The sequence below is a fragment of the Streptomyces sp. NPDC003034 genome (assembly GCF_053591375.1).
Genome location: NZ_JBSFTS010000010.1, coordinates 20,047 through 33,485, shown reverse-complemented (window position 1 = coordinate 33,485; position 13,439 = coordinate 20,047). Strand labels below are relative to the sequence as shown.

At 71.7% G+C, this 13,439-nt stretch carries 14 protein-coding genes; 5 read left to right on the top strand and 9 right to left on the bottom strand.

Annotated features, from left to right (window positions below):
- Positions 1-151: 151 nt before the first annotated feature.
- Together ACWDX7_RS13240 and ACWDX7_RS13235 are read left to right on the top strand one after the other, a co-directional pair.
- Positions 152-610: a Crp/Fnr family transcriptional regulator gene (locus tag ACWDX7_RS13240; protein WP_451488392.1), complete on the top strand. Its 459-nt coding sequence runs from the start codon at positions 152-154 to the stop codon at positions 608-610.
- A gap of 308 nt (positions 611-918) precedes the next feature.
- On the top strand, positions 919-1,389 hold the full coding sequence (locus tag ACWDX7_RS13235) for a subtilase-type protease inhibitor (protein WP_451488391.1): 471 nt from the start codon (positions 919-921) through the stop codon (positions 1,387-1,389).
- Positions 1,390-1,552: 163 nt separating this feature from the next.
- On the opposite strand, the gene ACWDX7_RS13230 is transcribed toward ACWDX7_RS13235, so the two are convergent.
- Complete coding sequence (locus ACWDX7_RS13230; RefSeq protein ID WP_451488390.1) at positions 1,553-2,002, bottom strand: hypothetical protein; 450 nt, start codon at positions 2,000-2,002, stop codon at positions 1,553-1,555.
- Between the two features lie 381 nt (positions 2,003-2,383).
- On the opposite strand from ACWDX7_RS13230, the gene ACWDX7_RS13225 reads away from it, so the two are divergent.
- On the top strand, positions 2,384-3,115 hold the full coding sequence (locus tag ACWDX7_RS13225; protein ID WP_451488389.1) for an SIR2 family NAD-dependent protein deacylase: 732 nt from the start codon (positions 2,384-2,386) through the stop codon (positions 3,113-3,115).
- Positions 3,116-3,151: 36 nt separating this feature from the next.
- Here the strand turns inward: ACWDX7_RS13225 and ACWDX7_RS13220 are convergent, their stop codons facing one another.
- The 8 genes from ACWDX7_RS13220 to ACWDX7_RS13185 form a co-directional block, all read right to left on the bottom strand.
- The gene (locus ACWDX7_RS13220; RefSeq protein ID WP_451488388.1) at positions 3,152-3,634 is read right to left on the bottom strand and encodes a VOC family protein; all 483 of its coding nucleotides are present in this window, start codon (positions 3,632-3,634) and stop codon (positions 3,152-3,154) included.
- A gap of 189 nt (positions 3,635-3,823) precedes the next feature.
- On the bottom strand, positions 3,824-7,402 hold the full coding sequence (locus ACWDX7_RS13215; RefSeq protein ID WP_451488387.1) for a bifunctional glycosyltransferase/CDP-glycerol:glycerophosphate glycerophosphotransferase: 3,579 nt from the start codon (positions 7,400-7,402) through the stop codon (positions 3,824-3,826).
- A 168-nt stretch (positions 7,403-7,570) separates the two neighbouring features.
- The gene (locus tag ACWDX7_RS13210) at positions 7,571-7,945 is read right to left on the bottom strand and encodes a hypothetical protein (protein WP_451488386.1); all 375 of its coding nucleotides are present in this window, start codon (positions 7,943-7,945) and stop codon (positions 7,571-7,573) included.
- Between the two features lie 85 nt (positions 7,946-8,030).
- Positions 8,031-8,450, bottom strand: coding sequence for a roadblock/LC7 domain-containing protein (locus tag ACWDX7_RS13205; RefSeq protein ID WP_451488385.1), 420 nt, complete (start codon positions 8,448-8,450; stop codon positions 8,031-8,033).
- 68 nt (positions 8,451-8,518) lie between these two features.
- Positions 8,519-9,310 carry a transcriptional regulator gene (locus tag ACWDX7_RS13200; protein WP_451488384.1) on the bottom strand — a complete coding sequence of 264 codons (792 nt, stop codon included), beginning with the start codon at positions 9,308-9,310 and terminating at the stop codon, positions 8,519-8,521.
- Positions 9,307-9,831, bottom strand: coding sequence for a hypothetical protein (locus ACWDX7_RS13195; RefSeq protein ID WP_451488383.1), 525 nt, complete (start codon positions 9,829-9,831; stop codon positions 9,307-9,309). The genes ACWDX7_RS13200 and ACWDX7_RS13195 overlap by 4 nt, the downstream gene beginning before the upstream one ends.
- Before the next feature lie 158 nt (positions 9,832-9,989).
- Positions 9,990-10,238, bottom strand: coding sequence for a helix-turn-helix domain-containing protein (locus tag ACWDX7_RS13190; RefSeq protein ID WP_355415779.1), 249 nt, complete (start codon positions 10,236-10,238; stop codon positions 9,990-9,992).
- Positions 10,239-10,510: 272 nt separating this feature from the next.
- Positions 10,511-11,092 carry a TetR/AcrR family transcriptional regulator gene (locus tag ACWDX7_RS13185; RefSeq protein ID WP_451488382.1) on the bottom strand — a complete coding sequence of 194 codons (582 nt, stop codon included), beginning with the start codon at positions 11,090-11,092 and terminating at the stop codon, positions 10,511-10,513.
- 404 nt (positions 11,093-11,496) lie between these two features.
- Here ACWDX7_RS13185 and ACWDX7_RS13180 point away from each other — a divergent pair, with 404 nt between their 5' ends.
- Positions 11,497-11,748, top strand: a complete 252-nt coding sequence (locus ACWDX7_RS13180) for an SCO4226 family nickel-binding protein (protein WP_451488381.1) — start codon at positions 11,497-11,499, stop codon at positions 11,746-11,748.
- A gap of 189 nt (positions 11,749-11,937) precedes the next feature.
- Positions 11,938-13,359 (top strand): PP2C family protein-serine/threonine phosphatase, encoded by a 1,422-nt coding sequence (locus ACWDX7_RS13175; RefSeq protein WP_451488380.1) that lies wholly within the window; start codon positions 11,938-11,940, stop codon positions 13,357-13,359.
- The last annotated feature ends 80 nt before the right edge of the window (positions 13,360-13,439 follow it).

The following is a 13,439-nucleotide window of genomic DNA, read 5'->3' as shown; positions in this document are numbered from 1 at the left end:
GCGGCCCTTCCGCAGGTCACGAGCCAGGTCACGAGCCACGTCACGACCCGAGGCCGTAAGGAAGCCGCTGCGGACCTGCTCCCAATCGGGCGGGTGTCGGCGACACTGGGGGAAGCAGCAGCGTCCCGGGGGGTCCTGATCGGAGGCCGTCGTGAGCACACCTTCCCCCATCCGGATCGCAGCCGTCCTGTCCACCGAACATCGTGGACGGCTCATGTCACAGGCCCGCGAGGTCAATTTCCCCGAGGGCGCGCGGCTCTTCGAGGAAGGCGCACCGGCGCACGCCTTCTGGATCGTGCGCTCCGGCACGGTGACCCTGGAGATCCCGGTGCCGGGCCGCCGGCCCGCGCCCGTCGAGAATCTCGGGCCCGGTGAGCTCGTGGGATGGTCGTGGCTGTTCCCGCCGTACGTGTGGCAGCTGAGCGCCGAAGCGATGACACCGGTGCGCGCGTACGAGTTCGACGCGGCGGGCGTACGGCTGCTCATGGACGCCGATCCGGCCTTCGGCTCGGCAGTCGGACACTGGGTCGGTCGCGTCCTCGCCCTCCGGCTGAACCAGACCCGCACCCGGTTGCTCGACCTGTACGCGCCGCGGCTCACAGCCGGCTAGGGCGCGTCTCCCCGCCCCGCGTGCCGAGCCCCCGGGGGTCACCGCTCCGGCGCCGTGGGGTGGGGTCATGGAGGCACCGTCGTTGCCCCGACCGGTGTCTCGCGAGGGTTTCGCGGGGGTCTCCTGGGCGGTGTTCGGCCGATTCGCCGGCTTGCTCCCGCACTGGTCAACCCGGTGACACCGCCGCGGTCTGCAGTCATTCGTACACGATCGGTGACGAGAAACAGCGGTCCGAACGGGCGTTCATGGGCCGCGTGGGCAAGACTCACGTCCGTTATCCGAAGCAACCACGCAAGGGAGTGTTCGAAATGCGGTCCATCGCAAGGAGTCTCGGGCTCGGAACCGCCGCCATGGCGCTGACCGCGCTCACCGCTCTGGCCTGGCCCGGAGCGGCCGGTGCGGCGACGGCCGGTACGGCGGCGGGCGGCAAGGCGACGGCTGGTACGGCGAGCCTGTACGCGCCGTCCGCGCTCGTGCTGAGTGTGAGCGCCGGGGAGGACACCGGCGGTACGGTACTGCGCGCGGTGACGCTCGTCTGCGCTCCGGCGCCCCGCGGGACGCACCCGGACCCGGTCGCCGCATGCGCCGAGTTACGGGCGCACAGCGCCCAGTTGGACGCGATCACCGCACCCGCGGCGAACGTCGCGTGTACCAGGGAGTGGAATCCGATGACGGTGACGGCCGTGGGCGTGTGGGAGGGCCGCCGGCTCGGCTACTCCTACACCTTCGGCAACCCGTGCGGCCTGCAGAACACCACAGGCGTGCTGTTCGACTTCTGACGGGCTGCGCGAGGGGGGCTTATGCGACCTCGGCTGACTTTCCCTCAGATGACATAGGCCTGAGGCGACATGGACCTCAGGTGCGGTGACATCGGTTCGGGCCGGGCGGCGTCGTGCGACCGCCGTCCGGCTCACAGGGCCCAAGGGGGCCGGCGTACGGAGGTCAGCCCGCGCAGATCACGTCGTCCAGCCGGATGGGCCGCGAGTCGAGGCGCACGTAGGCGGTGAAGGTGTCGGTGGCGCCGGAGCCCCAATGAGTCGTGACCGTGGCCCAGCCGACTCCGGCCGCCGGGGCCACCGTGACCGGGCCGATGACCGTGGCCTGCGGCGTGTTCTGGGCGCAGAGCAGGACGTCGGCCTCCGGGTGTGCCTTCTGCCGGTCCTTGAGGACCTGCGAGACACGGTGCTCCCGGTCGTAGGGGGTGGGCCCGCGGGTGCCGTAGAAACCGGCGAGGAAGAGGGCGATCTGCGCGGCGCTGTGCTGGCGCCGGGTGTCGTCGAAGTGGGTGTCCCGAGAGGTGCCGGGGGCGGCGAGGGCGGGCGCGGGGGACGGTGCCAGCAGCGCGAGCAGGGTCAGCAGCAGGGCGCCAAGGGTGTACGGCTTGAGCTTCATGTCGGGTTTGTAGCCGCCGGGGCGGGCGGGCCGGGAGGGGGAGGGCTCGGATCTCACTCCTGTGGGGGCCTGATTCACCCCAGAAACAGCCCTTCGGCCCCCTCCCGCGGCAAGGCTCGGGGTCGCGGGGGGCATGGCGCTGATGGTGCACGCCTCGTACGCACGTCCGGTGCTCGGGGCGGAGTGTGAGCGCCACGCCGGCATCTCCGAGGTGAAGGCCGACGGCGCGGTCTGCCGCCTGCTGCCTGCGCCGGGTGCTGGTGGCCTCCGGCCTCCCGCGCCTCCAGCAGCTGCTGGACGCGGACCGGCGGGCGGCTGAGCGACCGGTGGGTCCGGTAATCGAGTCGCGGACGCACGGGGCGCGTACGTAGGGTCGGTCGTATGGGGAAGCCGCTCGTCGCAGTGTTCAGTGGGGCCGGGATGTCCACCGACTCCGGTATTCCGGACTACCGGGGGCCGCAGGGCCTGTGGCGGCGGGATCCGGATGCCGAGAAGCTCGTGACCTACGCCTCCTACATGGCCGATCCCGAGATCCGGCGCCGGTCGTGGCGGATGCGCGGCGAGATCGGGGCCCTCGGCGCGCGGCCCAATGCCGCCCACCGGGCCGTAGTCCGGCTGGAGCGCGCCGGTACTCCGGTGCGGGTGATCACTCAGAACGTGGATGGTCTGCACCAGCTCGCCGGGATGCCCGAGCGCAAGGTGTTCGAGCTGCACGGCACTGCCCGGGCGGTCGTCTGCACCGCCTGCCGGGCCCGCTCGGGGATGGACGAGGCACTGGCCCGGGTCGCCGCCGGGGAGCCGGATCCCGCCTGTCGGGCGTGCGGCGGGATCCTCAAGGCGGCGACCGTGATGTTCGGCGAGCGGCTCGACCCCCACGTGCTGGCGCAGGCGATGGCCGTGGCCAAGGGCTGCGAGGTCTTCATCGCCGTGGGGTCGACCCTCCAGGTGCAGCCGGCGGCCTCGCTGGTGGGCATGGCGGCGGAGGCCGGTGCCCGCCTGATCATCGTGAACGCGGAGGAGACCCCGTACGACCCGCTCGCCGACGAGGTCGTGCGCGAACCGATCGGGACCGCGCTCCCGGCGCTCCTGGCCCGTATCGCGGACACCCCTTAGCCGCTCCCCCGAGGCTCAGTCCCCCCGGCGGCTCAGTCACTCCCCCTCCGCGGCCCGGCGCAGTTGGGCCACGTCCAGCTTCTTCATCTTCAGCAGGGCCGCGCTCGCGCGGGTGGCCCGCTCCGGGTCCGGGTCGCTGATCAGGTCGATGGCCTCCGTCGGGATGACCTGCCAGGACAGCCCGAACTTGTCCTTGAGCCAGCCGCAGGCGACCTCCTGGCCGCCGTCCGCGGTCAGCGCTTCCCAGTAGTGGTCCGCCTCGGCCTGGTCGGCGCAGTGGATCTGGAAGGAGACGGCCTCGGTGAAGGCGAACTGCGGGCCGCCGTTGAGACCGACGAACTTCTGGCCGTTGATCTCGAACTCCACGACCATGACCTCACCGGCCGGTCCCGGGCCCGCCTCGGTGTAACGGCCGATCCTGCCGATCCTGCCGTCCTTGAAGACGGACACGTAGAACTCCGCGGCGGCCTCCGCGTTTCCGTCGAACCACAGGCACGTGGTGAAACCCTTGCTGGTCATGACTGCCTCCAGGGGCATCGGCGGCGGAATCCGGGGATGGATGCCGTCTCGCACATACAGACCGGCCCCGGGCCCGAAATTCATCGGTGGGCCCGGGGCCGGTCTGTGACTGCCGTGTTCAGCCGTGTTCAGTCGTGTTCAGCCGTCTTCAGCGCCTCGACTCGACGCCGCTTACTCCTCGTGCTCGCTTTACTCCGCACCGGTCGTGGACATCCCCAGCATGCGGTCGACCACGCGCTCCGTGGCGCGGCCGTCGTCCAGGTCGCAGAACTCGGCGCGGAACGCCGCCCGCGCCGACGCGTACGCGGCCCCGACCGAGTCCGCGTCGCGCACGGCCTCGATCAGGCTGGCCGAGTCCGCGAGCAGCGGGCCGGGAGCCTTCTCCTCCAGGTCGAAGTTGAAGCCGCGCAGGGTGCCGCGGTAGTGCTCCAGGTCGTACGTGAAGAGCAGGATCGGCCGGTCGGTGAGGGCGAAGTCGAAGATCGCGGAGGAGTAGTCCGAGATCAGCACGTCGGCGACGAGCAGCAGGTCCGTGGCGTCGGGCCAGCGGGAGACGTCCACGACGAAGCCGTCACGCACGCCGTCGCGGACCTGCTCGCCCACGTTGTGGTGGCCGCGGATCAGCAGGACGTGGTCCTCGCCGAGCTCGCGCCGGGCGTGGTCGAGGTCGATGTGCAGGTCGAGCTTGTAGCCGCCGGAGAAGCCTTCCCGGTTCTCCCGCCAGGTGGGCATGTAGAGGACGACCTTCTTGCCCTCGGGCAGGCCGAGCCGCCGCCGGACCTCGGCGCTCCGCTGCGCGTCGGGCCGTACGAGCGCGTCCGTGCGCGGGCTGCCGGATTCGATGACCTCGCCGTCGTAGCCGAGGGCGCGCTTGAGGACGGGTGTGGCGTACGAGCTCGGCGAGGCGAGCAGGGACCACTGGGCACTGTCGTGCTCCAGGGCCTCCAGCACCTCGGGGCTCGTGTAGTAGTCGTGGACGTAGTCGTGGCCGATCTGCTTGACCGGCGTCCCGTGCCAGGTCTGTACGACGGTCTGGCCGGCGCGGCGCTGGAAGTGCTGCGGCACGCTGGAGTTGACGACGTAGTAGCGGGCGCGGGCCAGCACGTCCCAGGCCTCGACGCTGTCGTACTGCACCGCGCGGGCGGTGGCGGGCACTTCGGCCCGGCCGTCGCGGACCAGCCAGATGTGCTCCAGCTTCTCGCCGCGGCGCAGCAGTTCCTCGTGGATGGCTCGGGGCGAGTCGCCGGCGCCGTGTCCCTGGAAGGTGTCGTAGACGACCAGGTCCTTGACCGGCAGGGCGCGCTGCGCCGGGTAGGTCTCGAAGCGGGCCTTGCGCTGGGCGAAGTTGGAGCGGTCGTACGGGCTGAGCAGCGGGTCGGAGACGATCACCATGCGGTCGTAGAAGCGGGTCTCCACCCGCATCCGGCGGCCCTGCGTGGTGAAGGGGTGGGGTCCCGCGAACAGCATGCCGGGGCCCATCTGCACGGGCGCGCCGCGGTCGACTCCCAGCAGCCCGGCGGTGGTTCCGCCCTGGGCGACGGGGCGCAGCGTGGGCCACCAGCGGCCCTCGGGGAGCGTGGTGCGCCCGGCGTAGGCCTCGGGGAGCACGGGCTCGAACGAGGCCTCGAAGCGGTCTCCGTCGCGGGTGACGGGGTAACTGAATTCCATTCCGTGCGCGTTGTGGAGGACGAGCTCGTAGGGCTCGTCCACGGGCGCGAGGAACCGGCCCCGCACGGTCACCCTCCCGCCTTCGGCGGCCACGGCGTCGACGAGCGGCGGGGAGGGCTGCACGGAGAGGGTCACGTGCCCGGTGTTGCCGCGCTTGGCGAAGAGGGTGCGGCCGGCGTCCCCTCCGGGCAGGCGGACGACCAGCCCGGCGAATCCGCCGCGCTCGTCGTGCACCAGGCGGTGCTCGGCGCCGTCGGACCCGATGACGCAGAGGCTCCAGGGCTCGGGGCTCCACTCGCCGGGCTGGCATTCGGCGTCCGGTACGGCGGCCAGCTCGGCCAGCGGCACCCGGGCGGTGAACGGAATCCGGCCGGCGCCGCCCCCGGCGGTCTCCAGCGGGAAGGTGAGGGTGGTGCCGGTGGTGACGTGGAGGGCCCGCAGGGTGGCGTCGGAGCCGACCTCGGCGGCGAGTTCACCGGCGATCTCGACGGCGTCGTCGCCGGCCGGGCGGACGTCCAGGGCGCGGGCGCGGACGGTCTCCACCTGGATGGTGAGGGCGCCGGAGACGCTTGGAACGACGCGCACGTCGGGGGCCACCCAGTGCGCGGGCGGGTTCTGCCCGGTGTCGTGCTCACCTCCCTTGAGGCGGGCGCGGTGCAGGCCTCCGGCGCCGGTGACGGCCACGGACGTGGTCCATATGCCGTCGTGCCACTTGCCGCCCGACTGGAAGATGGAGGGGTCGACGACGGCGGTGAAGCCCGCCCAGTCGGCGTGCCGCAGCGCGAGGTGCGGGGAGTTCACGGTGGCCATGGGCGAGGCGACCGTACGGGCGCTGACGACCGAGCGGCGGCGCTTGCCCCCCTCGCGGAAGACCAGCATCTTGCGCGAGCCGAGGCGGCTCTCCGCGCCGAGGTGACCGGGCAGGGCGTAGCCGCGCAGCAGCAGCTTGCCGTCGGCCCAGGCGGCCTGTTCCAGGCGGCTGACGACGCGTCGCTCGCGCGGGCCGAGGGTGAGGATCTTGGCGGGGACCGGCGGCCGGCCGTGCAGGAAGGGGTAGTCCGCCTGCGGGCGGGCGAGTCCCTTGACGGGCACGCTGTAGTGGTAGTCCCGCTGGTGGTTCTGGAGTGCGATGAAGTCCTCGACGCGGCCTTCGCGGGCCAGGTACGCCTTGAGGCGGTCGGCCACGGTCAGGTCGGACCAGGGGCCCGTGCCGATCTCGCGGACGAGCCCGCCGACCTCCTTGACGAAGGCGGCGCGGAAGTCGGGGCCGCCCTCACCGACGTACTTGTAGATGAGGGGGAGTTCCTCGCTCAGCACGTTGTAGTCGTAGTCGCGCAGGTAGCGGGCGTACTTGGCGCCCTGCTTGGCCTTGAGCGCCTCGCGGACAAGCCGTACGGAGGTCACGCGGTCGATGAGGGAGACCGGGTCGGTGGAGCGCTGGGTGATGGAGCGCTCGCCGGTCTCGCGGACGCGCCAGTGGTAGACGCAGTCGCTGATGATGTCGACGCTGGAGGCGAAGTAGTGCGCGGGGATGCTGACCGGGGCGTCCTCGTAGAGGATGCCCTCCGGGTACTGGAAGCCGTGCTCGTCCCAGAAGCTGCGCCGGTAGACCTTGTTCCAGGCGGTGCGGTCGGTGACCAGGGCCGGGAACTTGGAGATGTGGGTCTTCAGCTGGGTCTTGGCGAAGGCGGCCCGGTGACCCCAGGACTGCTGCATGCCGACCGAGCGGAAGCGCTTCACGTTGCCGCCGGCGAAGTCCGAGCCCGTCTCGTCGAGGGCGTCGATGAGCCGCTGGTAGGCGTACGTCGGCATGGTGTCGTCACTGTCGACGAAGGCGAGGTACTCCGTGCCCTCGCTGGCATGCCGGGCGCCCACGTTGCGGGCGGCGCCGAGGCCGGCGTTCTCCTGCAAGACGACACGGAAACGCTTGTCCCGAGCGGCGAAGGCCTTGGCTATGACGGCGCTGGTGTCCGTGGAGCCGTCATCCACGAGGATGACCTCGAAGTCGTCGAAGGTCTGCGCGGCGATGGATTCCAGGCACTCGTCGAGGTAGAGCTCGACGTTGTAGACGGGGACGACGATACTCAGGCGCGGGGGCATGGGTGGCGGGTTCTCCAGCGTTTTATGCTTTAGCGATGATCAGCTGATCAGAGCATCTTACTCTGTAACAGATTCATAAAATCCACCCATCCAGGGCATATGACGGCTGATCGTCGGGGCGGACGGCAAAGAATTCAACCGCCCGCCACCTCCGAGGAGCGGCCCCGGTCAGATCTCCAGCTCCGCTTCGATCTTCTTCAGCTGGTGGCGCGCCATCGCGAGGTTGGCCCGTCCCCTGTCCAGGGCGAGGTAGAGGAAGAAGCCGGCGGTGCCGCGGCCCTTGAGCAGCCGGATCAGGTGGTACTGGCTGCCCAGGGTGATCAGGATGTCCTCGATCTCGTCGTTGAGCCCGAGCATCTCCATCGCACGGACCTTGGCGCGCACCACGTCCGTGTTGCCCGCGGCCGCGACCGCGAGGTCGAGCTCCTTGCCGCCGCCGATGGTTCCGAGGGCCATGCCGCTGCCGTAGTCCACGAGGGCGGCGCCGAGGGCGCCGTCGATCGTCGCGGTGGCTTCCTTGAGCGCGGTCTCCACGTTGGCCATGAGAATTCCTCTTTCCTTCTCGTTCCGCTGTACCGGGATTCGGTCGTACTGGGACGGGTCGTACTGGACTCGGTCGCTCTCCCGCTCACCCCGGAGGGGCCGCGGAGCCCCGCAGGCGGAGGGTGTGCTCGATGAGCTCGCCTATGCGGAGGCTGGAGCGCCGCGCCTCCAGGTGCAGGCGCCCCACATTGATGCGCGGCTCCGCGGTCAGGGTCAGGACGGCCGCGTCACCCGCCGCGTAGGTGGCCACGTAGCCGTGCTCGCCCCGCACCAGCAGCTCGCGGAACGCGCCCTGGCCGGTGCTGTCGCTGAGCCGCTGGGCCACGCCGAGGGCGGCGGCCGTCAGCGCCGCCACCGGCTCTGCCTCGGCGGCTGCACTGTCCTGGGCGAGCACCAGCCCGTCGGCGCTGGCCGCGAGGGCGCCCGTCAGCTGGGGAACCCGGGCGCGCAGCCGGCGCAGCTCGGCGAGTATCTCGGCTTCCGCTTCGGCGGGCACCGCACTCATGGCCTTTCTCCTTTCGGGCTGCCTCCGCTCGGAGCGGTCGGCGCGCAGAGCCGGTCGCAGCGGGAGCTTCACAGGCTTGCCTCCAGTGCGTCGCGTAACCGGCGGAGCAGCGCCACGTCGGGCGGCTGGGTCCCGGTGATCCAGTCGGGCAGACACGGCGCGGCCGGCGCCGGGCCCGGTGTGTGCGGGGTCTCCACGAGTCCGGCCGCCGCGAGGCGCCGTACGTCGAGCAAGGTGTGGAAGGCGGGTCTGCCCAGCACCCACGCGAGGTCCGCCGGGGTGCGTACGCCGTCCGCCCGGGCCAGCAGGATCCGCTGGCGGGCGGTGACGGTCTGGCCGGGTGCGGCGGCGCGGGGCACGACCGGGGCCGTGTCCAGCAGGGGGTAGGGCCAGACGGCGTCGAGCAGCTCCCGCCGGCGGCGGGTCTCCCGCTCGACGGCGGCGGCCGGTACTGAGCGGAAGGAGCCGATCCAGTGGGTGGCCCCGCGGCGGAACCGCGAGGGTCCGCTACCGGGGGACAGCGCGAAGAACGCGGCGTCGAAGATGGCGGCCAGGTGGCATATTTCCAGCTCGCCGCCCGCCAGCCCGCCGCTGTCCACGAGGAAGCGGGCGACCTGGCGGTGCGCACCGGCCCGGTCGACGGCCTCCCGCCAGCGTTCGGGGGCCAGGCCGCCGCCGGTGGTGAGCAGGACCTCAAGGCCGGGGGTGGCCGGGCTCTCCGCGTGGACGACGCGGCCGTCCTCCAGGAAGAGGGTGCCTCGCTCGCGCAGCAGGGCGCCGGTGGCCCGCTCGGCGGCGAGCCGGGTGAGGAGGGGGGAGACGGCGGCGGAGGCCGCCGGGGCGGTGGCCGGGGTGGTCATCTGAGCACCAGTCCCTCGGCGAGGACGCGCAGTTTGTGGCGGGCGAGCGCGAGATTGCCGTCGGCCCGGTCGAGCCACAGGTGCAGGAAGACACTGCTGTCGAAGCTGGTCTCGACGAAGCGCAGCACGTGGTAGGCGGTGCGGGTGGTGACGATCAGGTCCTCGACGGGCGGTCCGTCGCCCGCCGGACCGGCCCCGCTCGCCCCGGCCACCGCGGGCACGGCGCCCGCCCCGGCCACTGCGGCCACCGCGCGGACCCCGCTCGCCCAGCCGGAGCCGCCGGGCCCCTGCCCGCCCGGCACGGCGCCGGGTAAGGTCTCGGCCGCCGCCGGGGCGAAGGACTCGTACTCGGCGGCGGCCCGGGCCAGCTCGGCGGTCTCGGCGGCGGTCGTCTCGTGGTCACCCACGGGAGAGTCCCCCGCGGTGCCGAGGGCCAGCCCGCTGCTCCAGTCGACCAGCGCGGCCCCCCGCGCACCGGGCAGGGCCATGGCTTCGAGCAGGCACTCGTCGATACCGGGCACGCGGGCTCCCCTCCCGACAGTCGTGCTGGCCGCACGGTCGTACGGCGCGACAGGAGGAACCTACTCAACTTCCACACTACGGAAGGGGCTTCTGGCATTTTCCGCTGGAACATGCGCGAAAGCGCTCGGCACGTTGGCCGGAACCCGTCGACTTCTGATCACGAAGCGAGCGGAAGATCGTCCGCGAGCCGGAAGGACCCGCCCTCGCGCTGGACGTAGCCCTCGTGACTGAGCGTGCGCAGCAAGTGGTAGACGGTGGGTAGGGGAATGCCGGTGAGCCGGGCGAGCCGCTTGGCCGTCGCTCCGCCCTCCGCGTACATCGCTTCCACGAGGCGCAGCGCGCGCTGCACGGAACCGATCAGGGTGGGTGCGGGTGTGCTGTCCTTCTGGCTGTGGTCGGTGCCCATGAGTAGTCCCCCTGAGTCCGGTACGAGGCCTGGCAAACCCATCAAAGTCGCTCACCGGCCGCAAAACCAGGCTGACTCGCGTAAACCTGAGCATAAGATCACCTAACGCCGGACCGGGACCGCATCGGCGGAGTCGCCGTCACAGAGCGTGAGTTCGCCGGGTGAGCATCGAGGTGGCCGCCCTGCCGACCCCCGGGCGTCTGCCGTCGCGCGTCTGCCGTTGATCAGTCGTCGCTCAGTCGTCATTCAGTCGTCGCTCGGCCTGCGGTCGGTCAATCGGTCGGTGCGCCGTCAGTCGGGGACCCTTGCGGGAGAAGGCGTTCGGTCATCACCCGGATGAGTTCCTCGACCGGGTAGGGCTCCAACAGGGCCGGGGCCGTCAGGTCGTCCACGATCAGGCCCAGCATGGCGAGGTACAGCAGCACGACGCCCTGCCGGTCCCCCGGCAGCCCGGACCCCAGGTGCCACGCGACGTTGGCCTCCAGCTCCGCGCTCTGGAACCCGGCCAGTTCCGCCTGGAGTTCGGGGCGCCTGGTTCCCTCCAGCCGCAGCTCCAGCATGGCGATGTGCACGCTGCGCTCGCGCCGCATCCGCCCGACGAGCTGCCCGAGCAGTACCCGGGTGTCCAGCGGGCCGGTCAGATCCGCCGGGTCCGGGGTCAGCCGCTCGCGGGTGCGGTGCAGGATCTGCACGAGGAGTTGGGCGCGGTTGGCGAAGTAGTTGGAGGCGGTGCCCGTCGGTACGCCCGCCTCCGCGTCCACCGCCCGCAGGGTCAGGCCCCGTGATCCCTCGCGCGCCAGGACTTCGATGGCGGCGTCGAGGAGCGCGGCGCGGCGCTGGGGGTTCTGGCGCATGGCGGGGTCCCTGGGGTGATGCGGCACGAGGTCATGAGCACTGCACATGCAGTGCTTCGCTCACGGTAGCGGATGCGGTCCGTCCGGGTCCTGGCGCCTACCCCTGGAGTGGCCCCGCCCGCCGGCGTACGGATGCCACGCGGGGACCGCGCCGGCGAGCACCGCGTACGGGCGAAGGCCCGCCAGCGGGTCCTCCGTTCGGGGGACGGCCGCGCACACCGTCCACCCGGCTTCCGCACACCTGCTCCCGCGCCCGCGCTTTTCGTACACCTCGCCCAGACGCTCGACGCCCCACGTCCGGAGGACCGGTTTCCGGCCGCCGCGGCCCACGCCCGTCCCGGTCGACCAGCCGCCGCGGCGGGCGGACGATGGAGGGACCGGAAGACGGAAGGAGACGTGCCGCAATGGCCACATTCATGGATGTCCACACGGGCATGAAAGGCATCACATCCGAGCAGCTGACGGCCGCCCACCGGGCGGACCTGGCCATCGAAGCCGATGAAGGCGTGCACTTCCAGAAGGCGTGGGCCGACCCCGAGGCAGGCATGGTCTACTGCCTGTCCGAGGCACCGTCCGCCGACGCCGTCCAGCGCGTCCACGAGCGTGCCGGGCACCCCGCGGACGAGATCCACCCGGTACCGCTGATGGTGTCCTGACCTCGGCTGACCGAATTCATTCGCACACGAAAGGGGGGGTGGGAGGCAGTCGGGAGGCCTGCGGCATATGCCAGATGCAAGGCCGTAGCGGATGTTGCCAAACGCCTTACAGGCCGTCGCCGCCTGTGCAACAGTCGTTACCGGTCCTTCCTTCAGACTTGGCCGCGCCGCGCCTGTATCGGAGTTCTCATGCCGTCCCACCTGTTCGCGGACCGTCCCGCGCAGCCGCCCGAGCCGGGGTCGGTGGACGCGCTGATCACACAGACCCGGCGGCTCCGGGGAGAGGTGGACGCGGTTCGCCGTGACACCGTCGTGGACGACGACGACGCCCAGGGCCGCTGGCAGCGCGCACTGTGCGATCTCGCGGTCCACCACCTCGATGACCTCGGCCAGCACCTCGGCCAGCTCAAAGAGGGCCTGCCGCCCGTGCCCGAGGTGATGGAGCTGCCGCAGGCGGCGCCCGAGGCCGCCTGCGAGGACCGCCAGACCCGTGTCGGCAGTGCCGAGTGGAACCTGCTGACCGATGAGGCCACCTGGTCCGACGAGCTCTTCCAGATCTTCGGCCGCTCCCCCGAGGCGGGCGCGCCGCCCCTCGACGAACTGGGCTCCACCCTCTTCTCCGAGGACCAGCCCCTGCTCACGGCGTGGCTCACCGCCTGTCTGGTGGACGGCAAGCCGATCGACGGCGAGTTCCGCATCGTCCGCACCGACGGCCGGGTGCGGACCCTGCACATGAGGGGCGAGCCGGTGCTCGACTCCGACGGCTGCACCACCTCCATGTGGGCCGTACTGCGGGACGTGAGCGAGCTGCGCCGCAGCCAGCGGGCCGTGCGCGAGTCCCGCGACTCCCTCCAGCGCCAGCGGGAGATCGCGCAGACCGAGCACCGGCTCGCCGTCGAACTACAGGAAGCGGTCCTCCCCCCGTGGCGCGGCTCCCTGCGCTTCCCGGGCAACGCCGGCACGCTGGACGTGGCCGCGCACTATCTGCCTTCCGCGACCAGTGCGCTGATCGGCGGTGACTGGTACGACGCGCTCGAACTGCCCGACGGCAGCTCGATGCTGACGGTCGGTGACCTCACCGGGCACGGCGTGAGTGCCACCTCCGGCATGGCGATGATGCTGGGCGCCCTGCGCGGGATGGCCATGGCCGGGATCGAGCCCGGTCCGCTGATGGGCTGGCTCAACCAGCTCCTGGAGACCTCCGTCCAGCCCGCGCTCGGCTCGGCCGTCTGCTGCCGCTACGATCCCGCGCGCCGCGTGCTGGCCTGGGCGCAGGCCGGCCACCCCGCCCCGCTCCTCTTCCGCCGCGGATCGGGCCGTTCCCTGCTGCCACCGGAGGGCGTGCTCCTCGGAGCGACCTCGGGTGCCGCGTACGGACAGGCCGAGGAACGGCTCGAAGTGGGCGACGTCCTCATCCTGCACACGGACGGGCTGACACCGCGCAGCATCGAGTTCAGCCGGACGGACGGGACCGAGCGGCTGCTGGCGCTCGCGCCGCGGTTCTCGTCGGCGCGTTCGGCGCGGGAATGCGTACGGATGGTGATCGAGGAATTCGGCGAGGGCGAGCGCGAGGACGACGCCTGCGTGCTGGTGGCCCGGGTCGGCGGTTAGGACGACACCCCGCGGCCCGAAACCCCCCGCCCATGCGGCCGTTCGGGCTTTTGGGACTTCGCAGCATCCGGGGTGATCAG